We start from the raw sequence: 19,716 nt of genomic DNA, 5'->3' as shown, positions 1-19,716 counted from the left end.
CGGTCGGCTGCCCGCAGCGTCGCATCCGGCAAGAGACCATGAGAGCCGTCCACCCCCTCCCCGGCATCACCCTGCGCGCCCTGCTCGCCGGGGCCTCGCTCGCCGTGCTGGCGCAGGCCGCGCCGAGCCTCGCCCAGGACGCGTCGCGCCGCGGCGGCGCCGGCCCGACCGCCGGCGGCAGCGTGCAGCTCGAGGAGCTGAGCGTCACCGGCCAGGGCGGCGGCCCGGCCTCCGGGGCCCCGGCCGGCGCGCCCGTGCGCGGCGCGGAGAGCCCGACCGGCCCGATCGACGGCTACGTGGCCCGGCGCTCGGCGACCGCGACCAAGACCAACACCCCGCTGATCGAGACGCCGCAATCGATCAGCGTCGTGGGCCGCAAGCAGCTCGACACCCAGAACGCCCAGACCCTCACCCAGGCGACCCAGTACGTCGCCGGCACCTACGCGGGCACCTTCGGCGCCGACACGCGCCTCGACTTCTTCCAGCTCCGCGGCTTCGTGGTCAGCGATTACGGCCTCTACCTCAACGGCCTGCAGCTCCTGAACTACGGCTTCGCCTACAGCCGCGTGAACACGTTCGGGCTGGAGCGCATCGAGGTGCTGCGCGGCCCCTCCGCGGTGCTGTTCGGCGCCGGCAATCCCGGCGGCCTGATCAACCAGATCAGCAAGCGCCCGACCGAGACCCCGTTCGGGCTCGTCGAGGTCGGCGGCGGCTCCTTCGACCAGCGCTACGCCGCCTTCGACGTCGGCGGCCCGGCCGACGCCGAGGGCCACTGGTTCGGCCGCCTGACCGGCTACGCCCGCAACGGCGGCACGCAGGTCCAGGGCGCGCCGGACGACAGCTACTACATCGCCCCGGCCTTCACCTATAAGCCGGACGGGTCGACCAAGTTCACGGTCCTGTCGAGCTTCCAGCACGACAACACGGCCGTGACGGCGAACTTCCTGCCCTATTACGGCACGGCCCGGCCGACCGTGCTCGGCCTGCGCATCCCGCGCTCGCTCAACGTGGGCGATGCCGGCTTCAACACCTTCCGGCGCGACCAGGCCTTCATCGGCTACGAGTTCGAGCACGTCTTCGACGACACCTGGGCGGTGCGCCAGAACGCCCGCTACGGCTACACGCAGAGCTTCCAGAACTCCTATATCGGCCAGCTCGGCTACACCGACCCGCTCCAGACCCAGCTCGGCCGCTACCTGTTCCGGGATTCCGCCAAGATCGCGCAGCTCGACGTCGACACGCAGGCCGAGGCCAAGTTCTTCGACGGCTTCTTCCGCCACGACTTCCTGATGGGCGTGGAGTACCGGAACTTCCAGATCCACGACAACCAGGCCTCGGGCTTCCCCGGCCCCGACCTCAACATCCTCGCGCCCTCTTACGGCCCGCAGGCGGTCTCGGCCTCGCCCTACCTGATCAACGCCAACTCGTTCCAGCAGGTCGGCCTCTACTTCCAGGACCAGATCAAGCTCACGCCGGAGCTGACCCTGATCCTCGGCGGCCGCCAGGACTTCGTCCAGAACACCGTCTACGACCGCCTGACGCCCGCCAACACCAACGGCCGCAACGACAGCGCCTTCACCTACCGGGCGGCGGCGATCTACAACTTCGACTTCGGCCTCGCGCCCTACATCATGTACGCGACCTCGTTCCAGCCCCAGATCGGCGTGGACATCAACAACCGCACCTTCAGGCCCGATACCGGCGATCAGGTCGAGGGCGGCGTCAAGTTCGAGCCGCCCGGCCAGGGCTACTTCCTGACGCTGGCGGGCTTCGACATCCACCGCAGCAACGTGCTCACCCCCAACCCGGTGAACACGATCTTCCAGACGCAGGTCGGCGCGGTGCGCTCCACAGGCTTCGAGGCGCAGCTCGTCGCCAACGTCGCCGACGGCCTCAACCTCGTGGCGTCCTTCACCAAGTTCGACTTCACCACCGAGCGGGATGCCGATCCGGTGCGGGTGGGCAAGACGCCGGTCAACATCCCCCAGACCCTGGCCTCGCTGTTCGCCGACTACACCATCCCGCTCGGGCCGTGGCGCGGCTTCGGCTTCGGCGGCGGCGTGCGCTACGTCGGCAGCTCCTTCGCGGACGTGGCCAACACCCTGCGGGTGCCCGACTACGTGCTGTTCGACGCGCAGGTGCACTACGATTACGAGAACTGGCGCTTCCAGGTGAACGCCTCGAACCTCGCCGACCGGCGCTACGTCGCCTCCTGCCAGTCGAACGTGTCCTGCTTCTACGGCGACGCCCGGCGGGTGCTGGCGAAGGTCAGCTACAAGTGGTGAGGCGGTCCGGGCGGTTCTTGTTAGCGGCCGCCCGCAGCATGGTGACCAGCCCCGTCATCGCGAGCGCAGCGAGGCGATCCAGGGAAGCGCGACATCGGCGGGCGTGGCGCTGCTGGATTGCTTCGCTCCGCTCGCAACGACGGCGGCGCTCCGATCAGCCGTCCGCAGCCTCCGCCCCGGTGATCGGCTGCGGCCCGGAGAGCCGGGTCGGCAGGGTGTCGATCCGCAGGGACCGGCGGAGCGCCCGCGAGAACGCGTCGACCGCCATCGTCACCAGCGCGGTGGCGGCGATCAGCACCAGGGCCACGTCGAGGCGCAATTCCGAGATCGCGGCGTCGACATAGAAGCCCAAGGTCGTGACCCCCAGGATGCCGAAGATCGCGCTCTCCCGCAGGATCAGCTCCCAGCGGTAGAGCAGGTAGGCCAGGAACTGCCCGTAGAGCCGCGGCACGGTCTCGTAGGCGTAGAGGTCGAGGCCCCGGGGGGCGTCCGCCCGGTAGGGGATCGCGTCGGCGTGCCGGCCCATCAGGTAGGCGACGATGCCGGCATTGTGCAGGGCCAGCGCCAGGATCGCCGGCAGCATCGAGGGGCCGAGCAGCTGCAGGGCGACGTAGGCCAGCATGTATTCCGGCGTGGAGCGCACCACCACGAGGAGCGCCCGCCCCAGCGGCCGCCCGATCGGCCCGGCGAAGCGCCGCGCGGTCAGCGGGAACAGGACGAGGGCCCCGAGGGCGGTGGCGGCCAGGGCGATCTGCGCCAGGATCAGGGTCTGGGCGGTCCCGGGCAGGACCTGCTCGGTCAGGATCGGGCGCAGCCACGACCAGAGCCGCGCCCAGGTCTCGGGCTCGGCGAGCGGCGCGCCCCGGAGCGGGGCCGGCACGACGTCGTGGCCGAGGAAGCGGGCGAGGCTCGGGCCGATCGCCGCGCTGCCGACGGTCGGCGGCAGCGCCAGCACGGCGCCGACGAGGAGGAACGGCAGGGTCCGGGCGCGCACCCAGAGCCGGCGCGTGCCGATTAGCGCGTAGAAGATCAGGAGCAGCGCCCCGGCCTCGGCGTAGCGGCCCTGGCGGAAGGCGGATTCGAAGGCGAAGCCCATGGTCGGCAGGCCGATGAAGCCCAGCACGAGGCTGGAGCGCAGGCCGCATTCGAGGCGATAGAGGGTGTAGTCGCGCATCCGTCCGGCCACTTCGGGCAGGCGCGCGTACAGGAAGGCCGAGACCGCGCCGGTGCCCGCGGGCAGGACGCGGAGCGCCGCGAGGTCGGCCTCCTCGATCAACTCGGCGTAGACCTTGGCGCAGATGCCCGCGTAGGGCAGCGCGATGGCGAGGACGCCGGTGGTCGCCGACAGGCCGAAGACCTGCATCAGCAGCAGCGCCCAGAACAGCTCGTGGACGGCGCGCAGGCCCGCGCAGGCGAGCCGGACGGCGCGCGAGCGGGCGAAGGGGACGGCGAGCAGCAGCCCCGTCCCGGCCCCGAGCCCGACGCCGAGCATCGCGAAGGCCACGGTGTAGAGGACGCTCCAGCCCTCGACGGCGGGGAAATCGGGCCGGATCAGGCCGCCCAGCAGCCGGGCGAGGTCGGCGAAGGGGTGGAGGGTCGTGACCTGCAGGTCGGCGACCAGCAGGCCGGCGAGCGCCGCCGCCAGGAACCAGCGGCTCACCGCCGCGTAGCCCGGCCGCGGCAGGAACGCGGCCTTGCCGGCGAGAGCGCCCATCAGGCGGCCTCGTAGAACGGGCTGAGCCGCGCCGGGTCGAGGCCGGCCGAGGGCGCGTCGAGGACGATCCGGCCGGCCTCCAGCACCACGACCCGGTCGGTGTGGGCGAGGGCCAGGGCCACGTCGTGGAGCGCCAGGATCAGGGTCTCGTGCCCGCGGGCCAGCTCGGTGAGGATCCGGCCGCCCTGCTGGCGGTCCAGCGCCGAGACCGGCTCGTCCGCCACCAGGATCGGCCGTCCGTTGTAGAGGGCGCGGGCCACCGAGACGCGCTGCTGCTGGCCGCCGGAGAGCTCCCCGGCCCGGTCCCAGAGCCGGTCCGCGAGCCCGACCCGGTCGAGGATCGCCGCCACGGCGGCGACGTCGGCCCGCGCCGGCCGGACCAGGGTGCGCAGGTTGTGCAGGGTCGAGCGCCGGTCGAGGCGGCCCATGTAGACGTTGTGGAACACCGAGAGCGGCCGCACCAGGGCGGCCGCCTGGGGCACCAGGGCCACCCGCCCGGGGGCCTGCCCGTGGATCAGGCCGATCAGGGTCGACTTGCCGGCCCCCGAGCGCCCCATGAGCGCGACCCGCTCGCCCGCCCGCACGGTCAGGTCGAGGCCCGACAGAACCGGGCGCCCGTCATAGGCCGCGGAGGCGTTCGCCAGGACGATGGCCGCGCCGGACCCCGCGCCCGACTCCTCGCCGGCTGCCGTGCCGGCTGCCGCGCCGCGCGACACGCGGGTCAGTCCAGGAGGCCGGTGGAGCGTCCGACCTCGACGAGGGGCTCGTAGGCCGCGTTGGTCACGGGGATGAACTTCGAGCGCCCGAACGGCTCCAGGATCGCCGGGTCGGCGATGCCGGTCAGCGCGGCCCGCAGCCTGTCGGTGAAGCCGGCGCCGTAGGTCTGCTCCACGTCGCCCCGCACGGTCCACTGGTAATCGGGGAAGGTCGGGCTCTCCCAGATCACCGAGACGGCCTTCGGGTCGACCTTGCCGGCCTTCGAGTCGAGGTCCCAGACCGAGTAGTCGACGGCGCCGACCGCGAAGGCGCCGGACTGGACCAGCTGGATCGTCCGGGTGTGGTCGCCCGAGAAGCCGACCCGGGCGAAGACCTGCTCCGGGGTCTTCCCCGGGAAGGCCTGCCGGACGAAGTACTCGGGCATCAGCCGCCCGGAGGTCGAGGCGCGGGCGCCGAACGTGAAGGTCCTGCCCGCGACGGCCTTCGGGAAATCCTTCCCGGGCTTCAGCCCCGCCGCGGCGTTGGCGATGAGATAGGTCTTGAACGCCGCGTCCTCGGCGCCCTGCGCGATCGCCTGGGAGCCCGGCACGGCCTTGCGCGCCTGGACGCCGGTGAAGCCGCCGAACCACGCGAGCTGCACCTGCCCGTTGGTGAAGGCGGTGACCGCCGCCGGGTAGCTCTTCACCGGGATGTAGCGCACCGGCACGCCGAGCTCGGCCTCCAGATAGGCGGCGACCTTGCCGAAGCGCTCGACCAGCCGGCTCTCGTCCTGGTCGGGGATGCCGGTGAAGACGAGGGGCGGGAGCGCCTTCGCGGCCGGCTTCTCCTGCGCCCGCGCCGGCCCGGCGGCGGCCAGGGCCGCCAGGATGCCCAGGGCGAGCCGCCCCAGCCAGCCCGGTCCCGGCTTCGATCCCGACCTCGATCCCGGCTTGGAGCCCGGCTTGGAGCCCGGCTTCGATCCCAGCGTCGATCCCTGCATCGCGTCCTCGTGGCACCACGCCCACGCACGGTGGGCTCGCAACACGGCGGGCGTAGCAGAAGACGCCGCGCGCGCCAGCCTCGATCCTCGCGATCCCGGCGCCCTGCGGCGCCGGGAGACCGCCGAGACGCCGCCGGGATCCCCCGGGAATCCGTCTCAGGCGCCGGGCGCCACCGCGATCGCCGACAGGGTGAGGTGCTCCGGCAGGGCGGCGTCCGGCACCGGCACGGCCCGGATCCCGGCCGGGAGCACGCCACCGAGCAGGTCCAAGAAGTCTCCCGACGCGGCGATCTCGATCTCGGCCGCCTTGGCCTGGGTCTCGATCCGCGCCAGGGCGTTCATCGCCGGGCCCAGCACCGTGTACTCGGCCCGCACGCCGTCGTCGAAGACCCCGACCAGCAGGTCGCCCGCGTGCAGGGCGACCACGACCCGCAGGGGGAACAGATTCTCCCGGGCGCGGGCCGCGTTGAGCGCGGCGATCCGGTCGCGGATCGACAGGGTGCAGGCGAGCGCCGCGCGCGCCTGGACGTCGGGATGGCCGACGACGAACTGCACCAGCACCGCGTCGCCGATATACTTGTCGACGAGGCCGCCCTGCTCCGCCACCGCCGCCTGGGCCGCCGCCCGGACCCCCAGCAGGGCCGTCACCATGGCCTCGGGCGGGTGCTCGCGGGAGAGCCGCGAGAAGCCGCGGATGTCGAGGATCATCAGGCAGGCGTGGCGCCGGTGAATGCCGAGGCCGGAATCGCCGTCGTCGGCGGCGAGGTCGAGGGCGACCGTGTCGGGCACGAAGCGGGCGAGCTGGGTCCGCTCGTGCTCCATGCGCAGGGCCCGCACCACCGCGGCGCGCAGGCGGACCATGCCGTCGACCACCAGGAGGCCCGCCGCCATGAAGGTGGCGAGCCCGGTGAGCTGCGCGGTCGGGAAGGTGTCGGCGTTCGGGAACAGGTCCGGATGGATCAGGCCGACCAGGAAGGCCGCGCTCCAGCAGACGGTGACGAGCCCGCAGAACAGCAGGGTCTGCGCCACCCGCATGCTCAGGCCGGTCTGGAGCAGGAGCAGGAAGGCGGGCAGGCGGCTCACCGCGTCGGCGCCGAGCCCCGCCCCGCCCCCGGCCAGCATGTGCTCGATGATCACGTAGACGGCGAGCCCGGCATTGAGGCCGGTGCCGGCCCAGCTGTAGACGGTGGCCGCGGGGCCGCCGCCCCGCTCCCGCAGCCCGAACCAGATCGTGCCGAGGCCGTACAGGCCGAGGATGAACCAGTGGCTCAGGGCGTGCAGCGACCCGTCATAGGCCTGGGCCGCCATCAGCAGCACCAGCACGATCACCACCCGCAGGCCGAGCAGGCGCAGGCCGCCGCCGGCCTGCATGGTCCGCAAAACCGCCTCGTCGTCCGATCCGGGATCCGCCCGGCCCTCGGCAGGAGCCCGCGCGGGCCGCAGCGCGGAGAGCGTCGGGTTGCCGGCGCTGCCCGAGGCCATCAACCGCCCCGGCCGAGGCGCCGGGCCGCCGCGAAGCGGTTGAGGAAGCGCGGCTCCTTCTCGGGGGCGATCCGGATCGCGAGATGCAGGGTGCCGTCGGCCTCCGACCGGCGGTCGAGGATCTCGGCGTTCTCGTAGAGCCAGTTCAGCGCCGCCCCGTCCTCCGGCGGCAGCGCCACCGCGAAGCTCGCGCGGTTGCGCCCGATCCGCGCCTCGATCCGGGCCGACAGCGCGGCGAGCCCCTCCCCGGTCACCGCCGAGACCAGGACCGGCGCGGCGCTGTCGCGGTCGTTGCGGGCCCTGGCCTGGCCGCTGAGGTTCAGGAGCCGCGCGCGCTCGTCGTCGTCGAGCAGGTCGGCCTTGTTCCAGACCTCGATGATCCGGTCGGTGCTGGTCTCGATGCCGAGCTCGCGCAGGACCTCGCCGACATCCTCGGCCTGGGCCTCGGAATCGACGTGGGCGACGTCCCGCACGTGGAGCAGCACGTCGGCCTCGATGGCGTCCTCGAGCGTCGCCCGGAAGGCCGCGATCAGGGGCGTCGGCAGGTCGGAGATGAAGCCTACCGTGTCCGACAGGATCACGGTCTCGCCGTGGGGCAGCTTGGTCGCCCGCGCGGTGGGGTCGAGGGTCGCGAACAGCATGTCCTTGGCGGTGACCTCGGCCCGGGTCAGGGCGTTGAACAGGCTCGACTTCCCGGCGTTCGTGTAGCCGACGAGCGCGACGATCGGGTACGGCACACGGGCCCGGCTCTGCCGGTGCAGGCCGCGGGTGCGCACCACCGCGTCGAGGTCGCGCTCGATCCGGGTCATGCGCTCCTGGATCATGCGCCGGTCGGCCTCGATCTGGGTCTCGCCGGGGCCGCCCAGGAAGCCGAAGCCGCCGCGCTGGCGCTCCAGGTGGGTCCAGGAGCGGACGAGGCGGGATTTCTGGTAGGCGAGGTGGGCGTGCTCGACCTGCAGCGTGCCCTCGCGCGTGGAGGCGCGGCGCCCGAAGATCTCCAGGATCAGGCCGGTGCGGTCGATGACCTTGGCGCCCCAGGCCTTCTCGAGGTTGCGCTGCTGCACCGGCGACAGGGCGCAGTCCATCACGACGAGGCCGATCTCGCGGGCGCGGATCAGGCCGGCGATCTCCTCGACCCGGCCCTTGCCGAGATAGGTGGAGGGCCGGATCCGCGGCAGGCTGACGGCGAGGCTCTCGACCACGTCGAGCTCGATCGCGGCGGCGAGCCCGGTCGCCTCGTCGAGGCGGGCCTCCACGGAGCGCGACGGCGCGGCCGGTCCGGGGCCGGCCCCCGCCGCGCCGCGGGCGAGGTAGGGGCCGATCACCAGGGTGTGGGTCGCCGCGGCGATCTCGCCCTCGGGGGCGGCCTGCGCCTGGAGGCGGGCTTCGCCGGACGTCAGCGTTTCGGTCATACGGCCTTCGGCGCCGCCGCCCCGGGCGACGGCTTCGTTGGAGAGGTCGGAGTGTCAGAATGGGGATGCGGGCGGGCCGGGCCAAGATGCCGGCCGCGAACGGGCACAGATATCCGTCGGCGGGCGGGGTCTCCGCCCTCCCCCCGCCGCGGCCGCGCCGGTCGCGCGGCGCCGCCCGCGCGGCGCATCGGGCCTCCGACCCGCCCGATCCCCGGCTTCCGGCCCGCTAGGCGCCGGGGCCGCCGGCCCTCACGCCTTCTCGGCGGTCTCGTCCGGCTCGAACAGCTGCACCGGGTGGCCCGGCATGATCGTGGAGATCGCGTGCTTGTAGACCAGCTGCGAGTGCCCGTCCCGGCGCAGCAGCACGCAGAAATTGTCGAACCACGTCACCACGCCCTGCAGCTTGACGCCGTTGACGAGGAAGATGGTCAGCGGAATCTTGTTCTTGCGGACATGGTTGAGAAAGGTGTCCTGAAGGTTCTGTGCGCGTTCGCCCGCCATCTTCTTGGCCTTCTTGTTGTCCCGGCTCGCTCGGTCCGGGAGGAGTATGCCGCGGGCCGGATCGTCCGATCATCCGGTCCAGGGCCGTGTATACCAACACCATGACGACGTGAAAGCGTGGGTGCAAGCAACCCCCGTTCCAGCCGATCCGTGACGGATCGGCCCCGCCCTCAACGCGCGCCCCGGCGCCGCGGCCTCACGGGCCGATGCCGAGGGACTTCAACTTGCGGTGCAGGGCCGAGCGCTCCATGCCGATGAACTCGGCGGTGCGCGAGATGTTGCCCGAGAACCGCGCGATCTGCGCCACGAGGTACTCGCGCTCGAAGATCTCGCGGGCCTCCCGGAGCGCGAGGCTCATCAGCTTCTCGCCGCCCGCGCCGCCCGGCGTCGTCGGCACCAGGGCGCCGATCTCGGAGGGCAGCATCTCCGAGGTGACCTCCTGCTCCGGGTCGGCCTGGGTCAGGATCATCAGCCGCTCGACGTTGTTCTTGAGCTGGCGCACGTTCCCCGGCCAGTTGTGCGACTGCAGCACCGCCATGGCGTCCTCGGCGATCCGGCGCTTGGGCAGGCCGGTCTGGGACGAGATGTTGTCCATGAAGAACTGGATCAGCTCGGGCACGTCCTCCCGGCGCTCCGACAGGGCCGGCACCCGGATCGGCACCACCGACAGGCGGTGGAACAGGTCCTCGCGGAAGCGGCCGGCGGCGATCTCCTCCTGAAGGTCCCGGGAGGACGAGGAGATGATGCGGACATCGACGTGGACCCGCGTCGTGCCGCCGACCCGCTGGAAGTTCTGGTCGACGAGGACGCGCAGGATCCGGTTCTGGGTCTCCCGCGGCATGTCGGCGACCTCGTCGAGGTAGAGGGTGCCGCCGTGGGCCTCCTCCAGGGCGCCGACCCGCCGGCCGCTCTCGCCCTCGACCCCGAACAGCTCGGCCTCCATGGTCTCGGGCAGGATCGCCGCCGCGTTGAGGAGCACGAACGGGCCGTTCGAGCGGGCCGAGGCCTTGTGCAGGCTGCGCGCCGCGAGCTCCTTGCCGGCGCCCAGCGCGCCGGTGATCATCACCCGGGCGTTCGTCGGCGCCACCCGGTCGAGGGTCTGGCGCAGCTGGTTGATGGCGAGCGACGTGCCGACGATGCGGTTGGTGGCGCCGGAGCGCGCCGTCAGGTCGCGGACCTCGCGCCGGAGCCGGGAGGCCTCCAGCGCCCGCTCGGCCACGAGGATCAGCCGGTCGGCCTTGAACGGCTTCTCGATGAAGTCGTAGGCGCCCGCCTTGATGGCCGAGACCGCGGTCTCGATGTTGCCGTGGCCCGAGATCATCACCACCGGCAGGTCGGGGTTCGCGGCCTTGATCAGGTCGAGCACCTGCAGGCCGTCGAGCCGGGAGCCCTGCAGCCAGATGTCGAGGAAGACGAGGTGCGGCCGGCGCGCCTCGATGGCGGCGAGCGCCTCGTCCGAGCCTCCGGCCGTGCGGCAGCGGTGGCCCTCGTCGTCCAGGATCCCGGCGACGAGGTCGCGGATGTCGGCCTCGTCGTCGACGATCAGGATATCGGCGCTCATGCGTGCATCTCCGCGATCCGGGGGGCCGTCGGCGCGGCGCCCTTCTCCTCTGTCGTGACGGGACTGGTCTCAGGGGCCGCCGCCGCCGGCTCGGGCCCGTGCTCGCGCGGGACCCGCATCCGGACCTGGCCGCCGCGGCCGGCGGGATTGTCGTTCAGCTCGATCCCGCCGCCGTGCTCCTCGAGCACCTTGCTGACGATAGCAAGCCCCAGCCCGGTTCCACCCTCGCGGGTGGTCATGTAGGGCTCGAGCAGGCGCTGGCGCCCCTCGGCCGGGAATCCCTTGCCGTTGTCGGTGACGGCGATCACCGCGAACCCGTCCTCGACGGCGAGGTTCAGGCTGATCTTGCCCTTGCCGAGCTCGGCCTCCGGCACCTCGGCCACCGCCTCGACGGCGTTCTTGAGGATGTTGGTGATCACCTGGCTGAGCAGCCTGATGTCGAAGGCCGCCACGATCTTCTCCGCACTGCCCGCGCCGCCCTGGGCCGAGAACGCGAAGTCGATGTCCGGGTGCGCGACCCGCATCATGAACAGGTTCTGCTTGGCGATCTCGGTGAGGTCGTTCGGCGCGATGGCGGGCTTCGGCATCCGCGCGAAGGCCGAGAACTCGTCGACCATGCGCTTGATCTCGTCCACCTGGCGCACGATCGTGGCGGTGCACTGGTCGAACACCTCCTTGTCGGCGGTGATGACCTTCCCGTACTTGCGGCGGATCCGCTCGGCGGAGAGCTGGATCGGGGTCAGCGGGTTCTTGATCTCGTGGGCGATGCGGCGCGCCACGTCGCCCCAGGCGGAGCTGCGCTGCGCCTGGACGAGGTCGGTGATGTCGTCGAGCGTCACCACCGAGCCGCGGGACGCCCCCTGCGCCTGCTCGCTCGTGACCCGCACCGTGATGGTGCGCTCGCCCCGGGACCGGGTGAGCTGGACCTGCTGCTGCTGCAGGCTGCGCGGGCGCGCCTCGCTCTCGGCCAGCACCGGCGCGAGCTCCGGCACCGCGCGGGCCAGCGGCTCGCCGACCAGGGCGTCGCTCGCGAGGTCGAGCATCCGCTCGGCGGCGGGGTTGGCGATGGTGACGAAGCCCGCCGCGTCGAGGCCGATCACCCCGGGCGAGACCCCCGACAGCACGGCCTCGGTGAAGCGGCGGCGGGTGTCGATCAGGTCGCTCGCGGCGATCAGGCCGGCATGCTGGCGGCGCAGCTCCTGGGTCATCTTGTTGAAGCTCTCGCCCAGGTGGGCAAGGTCGCCGCTGGTCTTCTTGGTCGGCACCTGGGCGTAGAAATTGCCCGACGCCACCTGGTCGGCGGCGTTGATCAGCCGCCGGATCGGCGCCACGAACCGGTTGGCGAAGTTCATGCCGAACCAGACGGCCGAGAGCAGCGCGATCAGCGCGATCAGCAGGAACACCGACGCGAAGGTGATCTGGATCGAACGGCGCAGCGAATCGTAGGTGAGGTACTCGGCCGCCGCCGCCCGGGACACGCCCGGGAACTCGATGGCGAGCTGGCTCACCTCCCGCTGCACCATCAGCACGGCGTCGTCGTAGGCCGGCATGCGCAGCAGCGCGGCGAAGACCCGGCCCTCGGTGGGCAGGAGGCAGATCGGATCGGCGGAGTTCGCCGCGTCCTCGAAGGCCGCCGCCGAGGGCAGGCGGTTCGTCTTCAGGACGTCGATCTTGGCCCGGGCCACCACCTCGGTGGGGCCGCGCATGATCTGCGCCACCGGCAGGCCGAGATTGGTCGCCCGGGTGGTCAGGAAGGTCTGGAACCAGTCCCGGTTCACGTCGAAGTTCGGCCGGGCCCGGGTGAGGTCGTCGGCGAGGATGCGGATCTCGCGGGCGAGGCTCTGGCACTGGTTCTCCTGGTAGGCGTCGGCCACCTCCACGGATTTCAGCACCACGTCCCGGACCCGGTCGGTGAAGCCGAGCGACAGGCCCCGGTCGATCGTCACCGAGGCGACCACGGCGAGCAGGATCGTCGGCAGGATCGCGATCAGCGAGAACAGGCCGACGATGCGGGTGTGCAGGCGCGCCACCGCGGCGTTGGCCTTGCGGGCGTGCAGGAAGACCCGCGCCTCCCAGGCGATGATGACCGCGAGGCCGAGCACCAGGGCGGCGTTGATGGCCAGCAGCGTCACGCCGTAGGCCGGCGTCGGCGTCACCCGGATCACCCCGGCCAGGATCAGGAAGGTCGCGAGCGCCGAGACCAGGGCGGTGATCACCATGGCGGCGCCGATCCAGCCGGGACCGCGCGGGCCCGGCCGCAGCGATTCCGCCAGGGGCGTGCCGGACGGCTGGGACGCCTCGGGGCCCGCGGGCGTGCCCGCGTCCCGCTGATCCGCGGCCGGCTGGACCGCGTCCTGCTGGACCGCGTCCTGGCCCGCCCCGTCGGCACCCCTCTCGGGGACCGACGCGGGGCCTTCCTCTGTCCGTGAGCGTCTCAGGAACGGCATGACTGGTGCAGGGCCACAACAGTGTGGCGGAATTAATACGAATCCGGGCGTCCGGGCGGCGGATCGGCGGCGCGATCCGCCGCACGCGGGCGGCCTTGACCCCGCCCCGCCCCGCCCGTACCCCCGGTCGCGGAGGCGAACGGGGTCTGGTGGCCCTCCTGGTCTTCAAAACCAGTGGTACGCCAACAGCGTACGGTGGGTTCGATTCCCATCCGCTTCCGCCACGCTTCAGACAATCGAAACCGATGAACCAGTGTTCGCCGATATTCAGGCGACACGTGCGATTAAATTCGCGATACTGCTTCATCGGAACTGTGGGGGTGCCGGCTCGTTTCCCGCGATCGATCCCGCACGGGTGCCCGCGTGAAGAACCGATCCGCCGCCACCGTCCCGTTCCCGCCGGCCGCGGCCGGCCGCGCGCGCTGAGGCCGGCCATGCTGGACAGACTCGTCACGCTCCTCCCGCCCGGAGCCCGCGAGGCGCTGCGAACCCTCGCGGCGCGCCGGCCCGTGCGACTTCCCGTGCGACTTCCCCCGCGTCGGCCGGGCGCCGAGGCCACGATCCTGCCGGGGCTCGACGCGCGGCCCGCCCCGATGGCGCCGCTGCACCCGCCCGCCGCCATCAACGACAATCCCCTCCAGGCCCTCCACGACGCCGTCGAGCGGGACCTGCGCGCCAGCGGCCACCTGCGCTGAGCGCGGGCCGCGCGGCCGACCGTCAGCGCTTGGCCGGTGCGGGGGCTTCGGGAATCGTCCCGGGCGCGATCCAGTGGCAGGCCGTGGTGCCGCGCACGGCGGCGCAGTCGTAGCTCGCGCCGCCCAGCGTCACCTTGTCGACGATGCCGGCGAGGTCCGTGCGCGCCAGTGCCGCGCAGCCGAGATGGTCCGCCTTGGGGTCGGCCAAGTGCGCCGCGGCCGCCGCCGCACCGTCGCGCATCAGCATGCGGTAATTGGCCAGCGACGGGCAGCCGATCACCGGCGGCCCGGCCCGCCGGTCCGGGACGCTCCTGTCGGGACGGGGCGCGCGGGGCGCCTGCTGGGCCTGGACCGGCGCCGCGCCGAGGCCGAGGGCCAGCGCGACGAGGACGGCGTCGGGGAGGAGGCGGCGTGTCATGGGCCGCTCGTAGCACGGCGCGTCCGGTGTTGCGCATCCACCGCGCCGCTACGCTCAGCCCCCCGGCCGGCCCCTCGGCCGGCCCCTCGGCCGGCCCCCTCGCCCGGCCGCCGCAGACCTGCGGCGGATTCGGGGCTCGCCTGCGGATGTTCAGGCTTGACCGCGGGCCCGCCATTTGCGAGCGCCGCGCAGGAACGGAGGACGGGCCATGACGACGGAAATCGACAGCGACCAGAGACTGCACTTGGTGTTCGGCGGTGAATTGCAGGATCTCGACGGGGTCCGGTTCCGGGACATCAAGAACCTCGACATCGTCGGCATCTTCCCGGACTACGCCACCGCCCAGGCCGCGTGGCGGGCCAAGGCCCAGGCCACCGTCGACAGCGCGCAGACGCGCTACTTCGTGGTGCACCTGCACCGGCTGCTGGAGCCGCCGGCCCCCTGAGGGGACCGGGCGCGCGGGGATCCGAACCCGGGTCCGGGGCCGGGTCCGCCGCGCGCGTCCGCGGTGAGAGCGGGGTAAGAGCGCGGTGAGGGCGCGGCCGTGAAGGCATTGTGACACTTCCGGCCCGCTGCTAAGAGCCTCGCCCGTCATCGGATCGTTCCGGCTCCTCGGGAGACCGGTCTGAACAAGAGCGGCGGGAGGTCCGGCCGCGAGCGAGCGGCCGCCCATGAAATCCTCGATCAAGATCATCGCCGGGAATGCCAGCCGGCCCCTGGCCGAGGCGATCGCGGCCTATCTCGAATTGCCGCTCGCCAAGTGCATGGTCCGGCGCTTCGCCGACATGGAGATCTTCGTCGAGCTCCAGGAGAACGTGCGCGGCGAGGACGTGTTCATCGTCCAGTCGACCTCGTTCCCGGCGAACGACCACCTGATGGAGCTGCTGATCATGATCGACGCCGCGCGCCGGTCCTCGGCCCGGCGCATCACGGCGGTGATCCCGTATTTCGGCTACGCGCGGCAGGACCGGCGCACCTCCGGCCGCACCCCGATCTCGGCCAAGCTGGTGGCGAACCTGATCACGGAGGCCGGCGCCGACCGCGTCCTGACCCTCGACCTCCACGCCGGCCAGATCCAGGGCTTCTTCGACATCCCCACCGACAACCTGTTCGCCGCCCCCGTGATGGTGCGCGACATCAAGGAGCGGCTGCCGAGCGCCGACCGGATGGTGGTCTCGCCGGACGTCGGCGGCGTGGTCCGGGCGCGCGCCATCGCCAAGCGGATCGACTGCCCGCTCGCCATCGTCGACAAGCGCCGCGAGCGCCCCGGCGAGTCCGAGGTGATGAACATCATCGGCGAGGTCGAGGGCCGCTCCTGCATCCTCGTGGACGACATCGTCGATTCGGGCGGCACCCTGGTCAACGCCGCCGAGGCCCTGCTCAACGCCGGCGCCAAGGACGTCTCGGCCTACATCACGCACGGCGTGCTGTCGGGCGGCGCGGTCTCGCGCATCGCCGCCTCGCGGATGAAGGAGCTGGTGATCACCGACTCGATCCAGCCGACGCAGGCCGTCAAGCTCGCCCGCAACATCCGGGTGGCGACGATCGCGCCGCTGCTCGGCGAGGCGATCGGCCGGACCGCGACCGAATCCAGCGTTTCCAGCCTGTTCGACTGACGGCGCCGTCCGGCCGATTCCGGCCGGTCCTGAGGCGCCCCGCCCCTACCGGCCCGGCACCCAGCCGCCCCGGTTGCCGGTCTCGGTGCCCGGCGCGGTGAGCACCAGGACCGTGCGGCCCGGCAGCGGCACGGCGGTCCCGGCCGCGATCGCCGGCGCGCCGGGGGCGCGGGCGCCCGCGGGCTCGCCCGTGTCGAAGGCCGGCGTCCACGGGCCGCCGATCACCGGGGCGAGGCGGAAGCTGACGGCCTCCGCCCCGGCATTGAACAGCATCAGCAGGCGCTCGCCCGGGTCGCCGTCGTTGCCGATCTGCATGCCGAACACCTGGAGCCCGTCGTCGGACCAGTGCCGGACCTCCATCTCGATGCCCTCGGGGGAGAGCCAGTGCACGTCGCGCAGGGGCTCGTCGGGGTCGATCAGCGCGCCCGTGAAGAAGCGCCGCCGCCGCAGGGCCGGTTGGGCCCGGCGCAGGGCCAGCAGGTTGGCCACGAAGTCCGTGAGGGCCGGATCCGGATCGACGCTCCAGTCCATCCAGCTCGTCGGGTTGTCCTGGGCGTAGGCGTTGTTGTTGCCGCCCTGGCTGCGGGAGCGCTCGTCGCCCATGAGCAGCATCGGGACGCCCTGGGCCAGCATCACCGTCGCCAGCATGTTGCGCTTCTGGCGGGCGCGGAGCGCCAGGATCGCCGCGTCGTCGGTGTCGCCCTCGACGCCGTAGTTGCGGCTGACGTTGTGGTTATGGCCGTCGCGGTTGTCCTCGCCGTTGGCCGCGTTGTGCTTCTCCTCGTACGACACCGTGTCGGCGAGCGTGTAGCCGTCGTGGCTGGCGATGAAGTTGACGCTGGCCAGCGGCGAGCGCCCGGACGGGGCGAACACCTCGCGCGAGCCGGTCAGCCCCTGCGTGACCTTGGCGAGCGTGGCGGAATCGCCCTTCCAGAAGCCCCGGGCGGCGTCGCGGAACTTGTCGTTCCACTCGCTCCAGCCGCGCGGGTAGCCGCCGAGCTGGTAGCCGCCCTCCCCGACATCCCACGGCTCGGCCACCATCTTGACCCGCGCCAGCACCGGGTCCTGCGCCACGGCCTGGAAGAACGCCGCCTGCGGGGTGAAGGCGAAGGGCGCCCGCCCGAGGCTCGAGGCGAGGTCGAAGCGGAAGCCCGCGATGCCGTAGGCGGTGACCCAGTGGCGCAGGGAATCGAGCACGAGCTGCATCACCCGCGGGTGGCTCGCGTCGAAGGTGTTGCCGCAGCCGGTGCAGTCGCGGTTGCGGCGCGGGTCGGCGGGGTCGAGCTTGTAGTAGCTGGCGTTGTCGATGCCGCGGAACGACAGGGTCGGGCCGGTATGGTCGCCCTCGGCGGTGTGGTTGTAGACCACGTCGAGCCAGGTCTCGATCCCGGCGGCGTTCAGCTCCCGGATCGCCGCCTTCAGGCCGCCGAGGCCGCCCTCCCCCAGGTAGCGCGGCTCCGGGGCGAAGTAGCCCAGGGGCTGATAGCCCCAGAAATTGACGAGCCCCTTCTCCACCAGGAAGCGGTCGTCCGCGAAGGCCTGGATCGGCAGCAGCTCCAGGGCGGTGACGCCGAGCTTGACGAGGTGCTCGATGATCGCCGGGTGGGCGAGCGCCCCGTAGGTGCCGCGCTCCGCCTCGGGAATGTCGGGATGGGTGCGGGTCAGCGCCTTGACGTGCGCCTCGTACACCACCGTCTCGGCGAGCGGCCGGCGGACCGGGTTGAGGGCGAGGTCGGGCACCTCCGGCGCGGTGACCACGCAGCGCGGCATGTAGACCGCGCTGTCGCGCCGGTCGATCCGGTCCTCGCGCCCGCCGCCCCGGCGGTGGCCGTAGAGCGCGTCGTGCCAGCGGATCCGGCCGCGGATCTCCCGCGCGTAGGGGTCGAGGACGAGCTTCGAGGCGTTGAACCGGTGGCCCGCCGCCGGGTCCCAGGGGCCGTGCACTCGGTAGCCGTAGAGCTGGCCCGGCAGCACGCCGCGCAGGTAGCCGTGCCAGACGTCGTCGGTCCGGCAGGGCAGCCGCACCGTGCGGGTCTCGTGCCGCTCCCCCGGCTCGAACAGGCAGATGTCGACCGCGGTGGCGTGCTCGGAGAACAGGGCGAAGTTGACGCCGCGCCCGTCGAAATGGGCGCCGAGCGGTGCCGGCACCCCGTCGTCGACGGCGATCATGCGGGGCGTCCGGTCACACGGATGGCGGCGGGCGGGAGCAGCGGGAGGCGCCGGCTATTCGGCGGCCGCGGCGGCGGTGGGCGGCTCGCGCTCGACCGTGCGGAAGTTCTCGAGTTCCGCCAGGAAGTTGCGCGCCCACCAGTCGACGTCCTCGCGGGTCATGCGCTCGACCATCGGCTTCCAGCGCGCCAGCCGCTCGGCCTTCGGCATGTAGAGGGCCGCGCGGATCGCCTCGGCGACCTCGAACCGGTCGTAGGGGTTGATCAGCAGCGCCTCGGGCAGCTGCCGGGCGGCGCCGGCGAATTTCGACAGGACCAGCACCCCCGGATCGTCCTCGCTCTGGGCGACGACGTACTCCTTGGCGACGAGGTTCATGCCGTCGCGCATCGGCGTGACGAGCCCGACCCGGGCGGCCCGGTAGAGGCCGGCCAGCACGGGCCGCGGATAGGCCTTGGTGATGTACTGGATCGGCGTCCAGGCCGGGTCGCCGAGCGAGCCGTTGATCTCGCCGACCTTCTCGTTCACCTCGCGGGCGAGCTGCTCGTATTCCGGCACCTCGCTACGGGATTTCGGCGTGATCTGGATGTAGGTGACGTTGCCGCGCTGGTCGGGATTCGAGGCGAAGAAGCTCTCCACCGCCTCCATCCGCTCGGGCACGCCCTTGGAATAGTCGAGCCGGTCGACGCCGATCAGCAGCTTGCGGGTGCGCAGGCCCGCGATGGTCTCGCGCACGACCTTGTTGGAATTGGCCTTCTCGGCGGCCTCCTTGAAGCCCGCGACGTCGATGCCGATCGGGAAGGCGCGGATCCGGGTCCGGCGGCCGTCGACCATCAGCGAGCCGCCGCCGAGCGGGATCGCCCGCTGGGTATCGACGAGGTTGCGCTGCAGGTTCTGGACGTCCGCCTCGGTCTGCAGGCCGATCAGGTCGTAGTCGACGATGGCGCGCAGGAGCTCGCCGCTCGCCGGCAGCGAGTTGAACACGTCGGCGGCGGGCCAGGGGATGTGGTGGAAGTAGCCGATCGGGTTGTCGAGCCCGAGTCCGCGCAGCTCGGCGGCGAGCGGCAGCAGGTGGTAATCGTGGACCCAGATGATGTCGTCGGGCTCGACCAGCTTGGCCAGCGCCCGCGCGAAGGTCCGGTTCACGCGGCTGTAGCCGGCATAGTCCGAGCGCGAGAAGGCGCCGAGCCCGAGCCGGTAATGCATGATCGGCCACAGGGCGCGATTCGCGAAGCCGGCGTAGTATTCCAGGTGATCCTGCGGCGAGAGGTCGACGACGGCGTACTGGACCCGGCCCCGGTCGATCAGCGTCGGCTCCTCGGACGGCTCGTCCGTGATGGTGCCGCTCCAGCCGAACCACAGACCTTCGTAGGCCGTGAAGGCCTCCTTGACCGCGACGGCGAGGCCGCCCGCCGCCACCGCCTTGCCGCCCTCCTCCGGGACGGCGACGCGGTTCGATACGATCACAAGGCGTGCCACGCGGGTCGGCTCCGGATCAGGGGCGCGGGTCGGGTCGAGGATCTCGCCGCGCCTGCATCGGGACGTCACTACTATGTCAGAACGCGCGGAGGCCCTGCGCGATCCTTTGTCGGTCGTCCCGCAACCCAAGCGTGAAGCCGGGCGCGGGTCAAGTCGAGGCCCTGCCGTTCCGGGACAGGGCGGCCGCTCCGTCCCGGTTGGGCGCCCCGGTCGGGCGCCCCGTGCGAGCGTTGTACAAGCGTGG

The 19,716-nt window shown here is 72.2% G+C and carries 15 protein-coding genes and 1 tRNA gene; 5 read left to right on the top strand and 11 right to left on the bottom strand.

From position 1 onward, the window contains the following. The first annotated feature begins 38 nt into the window (after positions 1-38). Positions 39-2,285: a TonB-dependent siderophore receptor gene (locus ACLBX8_RS25665; protein WP_447715957.1), complete on the top strand. Its 2,247-nt coding sequence runs from the start codon at positions 39-41 to the stop codon at positions 2,283-2,285. 154 nt (positions 2,286-2,439) lie between these two features. On the opposite strand, the gene ACLBX8_RS25660 is transcribed toward ACLBX8_RS25665, so the two are convergent. From ACLBX8_RS25660 to ACLBX8_RS25625, 8 genes are all read right to left on the bottom strand, one after another. After that, positions 2,440-3,999, bottom strand: coding sequence for a PhnE/PtxC family ABC transporter permease (locus ACLBX8_RS25660; RefSeq protein ID WP_091683138.1), 1,560 nt, complete (start codon positions 3,997-3,999; stop codon positions 2,440-2,442). Beyond that, complete coding sequence (locus ACLBX8_RS25655; RefSeq protein ID WP_447715956.1) at positions 3,999-4,715, bottom strand: ATP-binding cassette domain-containing protein; 717 nt, start codon at positions 4,713-4,715, stop codon at positions 3,999-4,001. Before ACLBX8_RS25655 ends, ACLBX8_RS25660 begins: the two co-directional genes overlap by 1 nt. Before the next feature lie 5 nt (positions 4,716-4,720). After that, positions 4,721-5,695: a putative selenate ABC transporter substrate-binding protein gene (locus ACLBX8_RS25650; protein ID WP_447715955.1), complete on the bottom strand. Its 975-nt coding sequence runs from the start codon at positions 5,693-5,695 to the stop codon at positions 4,721-4,723. Between the two features lie 156 nt (positions 5,696-5,851). Then, positions 5,852-7,177 carry an adenylate/guanylate cyclase domain-containing protein gene (locus ACLBX8_RS25645; RefSeq protein WP_447715954.1) on the bottom strand — a complete coding sequence of 442 codons (1,326 nt, stop codon included), beginning with the start codon at positions 7,175-7,177 and terminating at the stop codon, positions 5,852-5,854. Beyond that, complete coding sequence (gene hflX, locus ACLBX8_RS25640) at positions 7,177-8,589, bottom strand: GTPase HflX (protein WP_020095570.1); 1,413 nt, start codon at positions 8,587-8,589, stop codon at positions 7,177-7,179. Before hflX ends, ACLBX8_RS25645 begins: the two co-directional genes overlap by 1 nt. Positions 8,590-8,838: 249 nt before the next feature. Further along, complete coding sequence (gene hfq, locus ACLBX8_RS25635; protein WP_007563033.1) at positions 8,839-9,090, bottom strand: RNA chaperone Hfq; 252 nt, start codon at positions 9,088-9,090, stop codon at positions 8,839-8,841. Positions 9,091-9,286: 196 nt separating this feature from the next. Further along, positions 9,287-10,651: a nitrogen assimilation response regulator NtrX gene (gene ntrX, locus ACLBX8_RS25630; protein ID WP_020095571.1), complete on the bottom strand. Its 1,365-nt coding sequence runs from the start codon at positions 10,649-10,651 to the stop codon at positions 9,287-9,289. After that, positions 10,648-13,098 (bottom strand): sensor histidine kinase NtrY-like, encoded by a 2,451-nt coding sequence (locus ACLBX8_RS25625; RefSeq protein ID WP_100253347.1) that lies wholly within the window; start codon positions 13,096-13,098, stop codon positions 10,648-10,650. Before ACLBX8_RS25625 ends, ntrX begins: the two co-directional genes overlap by 4 nt. A gap of 131 nt (positions 13,099-13,229) precedes the next feature. On the opposite strand from ACLBX8_RS25625, the gene ACLBX8_RS25620 reads away from it, so the two are divergent. After that, a tRNA-Sec gene (locus ACLBX8_RS25620) sits at positions 13,230-13,322 on the top strand. A gap of 210 nt (positions 13,323-13,532) precedes the next feature. Continuing rightward, on the top strand, positions 13,533-13,793 hold the full coding sequence (locus ACLBX8_RS25615; RefSeq protein WP_056524639.1) for a hypothetical protein: 261 nt from the start codon (positions 13,533-13,535) through the stop codon (positions 13,791-13,793). Between the two features lie 22 nt (positions 13,794-13,815). On the opposite strand, the gene ACLBX8_RS25610 is transcribed toward ACLBX8_RS25615, so the two are convergent. Beyond that, entirely contained in the window at positions 13,816-14,211 is a 396-nt protein-coding gene (locus ACLBX8_RS25610) for a hypothetical protein (protein WP_447715953.1), read from the bottom strand. Between the two features lie 208 nt (positions 14,212-14,419). On the opposite strand from ACLBX8_RS25610, the gene ACLBX8_RS25605 reads away from it, so the two are divergent. Both ACLBX8_RS25605 and ACLBX8_RS25600 read left to right on the top strand, forming a co-directional pair. Then, positions 14,420-14,656, top strand: coding sequence for a DUF4170 domain-containing protein (locus ACLBX8_RS25605; RefSeq protein WP_020095575.1), 237 nt, complete (start codon positions 14,420-14,422; stop codon positions 14,654-14,656). Between the two features lie 226 nt (positions 14,657-14,882). Continuing rightward, on the top strand, positions 14,883-15,827 hold the full coding sequence (locus ACLBX8_RS25600) for a ribose-phosphate pyrophosphokinase (RefSeq protein WP_012318471.1): 945 nt from the start codon (positions 14,883-14,885) through the stop codon (positions 15,825-15,827). A 45-nt stretch (positions 15,828-15,872) separates the two neighbouring features. On the opposite strand, the gene glgX is transcribed toward ACLBX8_RS25600, so the two are convergent. Next, positions 15,873-17,996, bottom strand: coding sequence for a glycogen debranching protein GlgX (gene glgX / locus ACLBX8_RS25595; protein ID WP_447715952.1), 2,124 nt, complete (start codon positions 17,994-17,996; stop codon positions 15,873-15,875). Between the two features lie 54 nt (positions 17,997-18,050). Beyond that, on the bottom strand, positions 18,051-19,472 hold the full coding sequence (locus ACLBX8_RS25590) for an alpha,alpha-trehalose-phosphate synthase (UDP-forming) (RefSeq protein WP_042672419.1): 1,422 nt from the start codon (positions 19,470-19,472) through the stop codon (positions 18,051-18,053). Positions 19,473-19,716: the final 244 nt, after the last annotated feature.

It is taken from the genome of Methylobacterium sp. D48H, from assembly GCF_053345715.1.
This window is presented reverse-complemented; position numbering and strand designations above follow the sequence as displayed.

Excerpts from the sequence above, each read along its gene's own strand:
- ACLBX8_RS25665 (WP_447715957.1), top strand. The coding sequence starts at position 39 with ATGAGAGCCGTCCACCCCCTCCCCGGCATCACCCTGCGCGCCCTGCTC.
- ACLBX8_RS25660 (WP_091683138.1), bottom strand. The coding sequence starts at position 3,999 with ATGGGCGCTCTCGCCGGCAAGGCCGCGTTCCTGCCGCGGCCGGGCTAC.
- ACLBX8_RS25650 (WP_447715955.1), bottom strand. The coding sequence starts at position 5,695 with ATGCAGGGATCGACGCTGGGATCGAAGCCGGGCTCCAAGCCGGGCTCC.
- ACLBX8_RS25645 (WP_447715954.1), bottom strand. The coding sequence starts at position 7,177 with ATGGCCTCGGGCAGCGCCGGCAACCCGACGCTCTCCGCGCTGCGGCCC.
- hflX (WP_020095570.1), bottom strand. The coding sequence starts at position 8,589 with ATGACCGAAACGCTGACGTCCGGCGAAGCCCGCCTCCAGGCGCAGGCC.
- hfq (WP_007563033.1), bottom strand. The coding sequence starts at position 9,090 with ATGGCGGGCGAACGCGCACAGAACCTTCAGGACACCTTTCTCAACCAT.
- ntrX (WP_020095571.1), bottom strand. The coding sequence starts at position 10,651 with ATGAGCGCCGATATCCTGATCGTCGACGACGAGGCCGACATCCGCGAC.
- ACLBX8_RS25625 (WP_100253347.1), bottom strand. The coding sequence starts at position 13,098 with ATGCCGTTCCTGAGACGCTCACGGACAGAGGAAGGCCCCGCGTCGGTC.
- ACLBX8_RS25615 (WP_056524639.1), top strand. The coding sequence starts at position 13,533 with ATGCTGGACAGACTCGTCACGCTCCTCCCGCCCGGAGCCCGCGAGGCG.
- ACLBX8_RS25610 (WP_447715953.1), bottom strand. The coding sequence starts at position 14,211 with ATGACACGCCGCCTCCTCCCCGACGCCGTCCTCGTCGCGCTGGCCCTC.
- ACLBX8_RS25605 (WP_020095575.1), top strand. The coding sequence starts at position 14,420 with ATGACGACGGAAATCGACAGCGACCAGAGACTGCACTTGGTGTTCGGC.
- ACLBX8_RS25600 (WP_012318471.1), top strand. The coding sequence starts at position 14,883 with ATGAAATCCTCGATCAAGATCATCGCCGGGAATGCCAGCCGGCCCCTG.
- glgX (WP_447715952.1), bottom strand. The coding sequence starts at position 17,996 with ATGATCGCCGTCGACGACGGGGTGCCGGCACCGCTCGGCGCCCATTTC.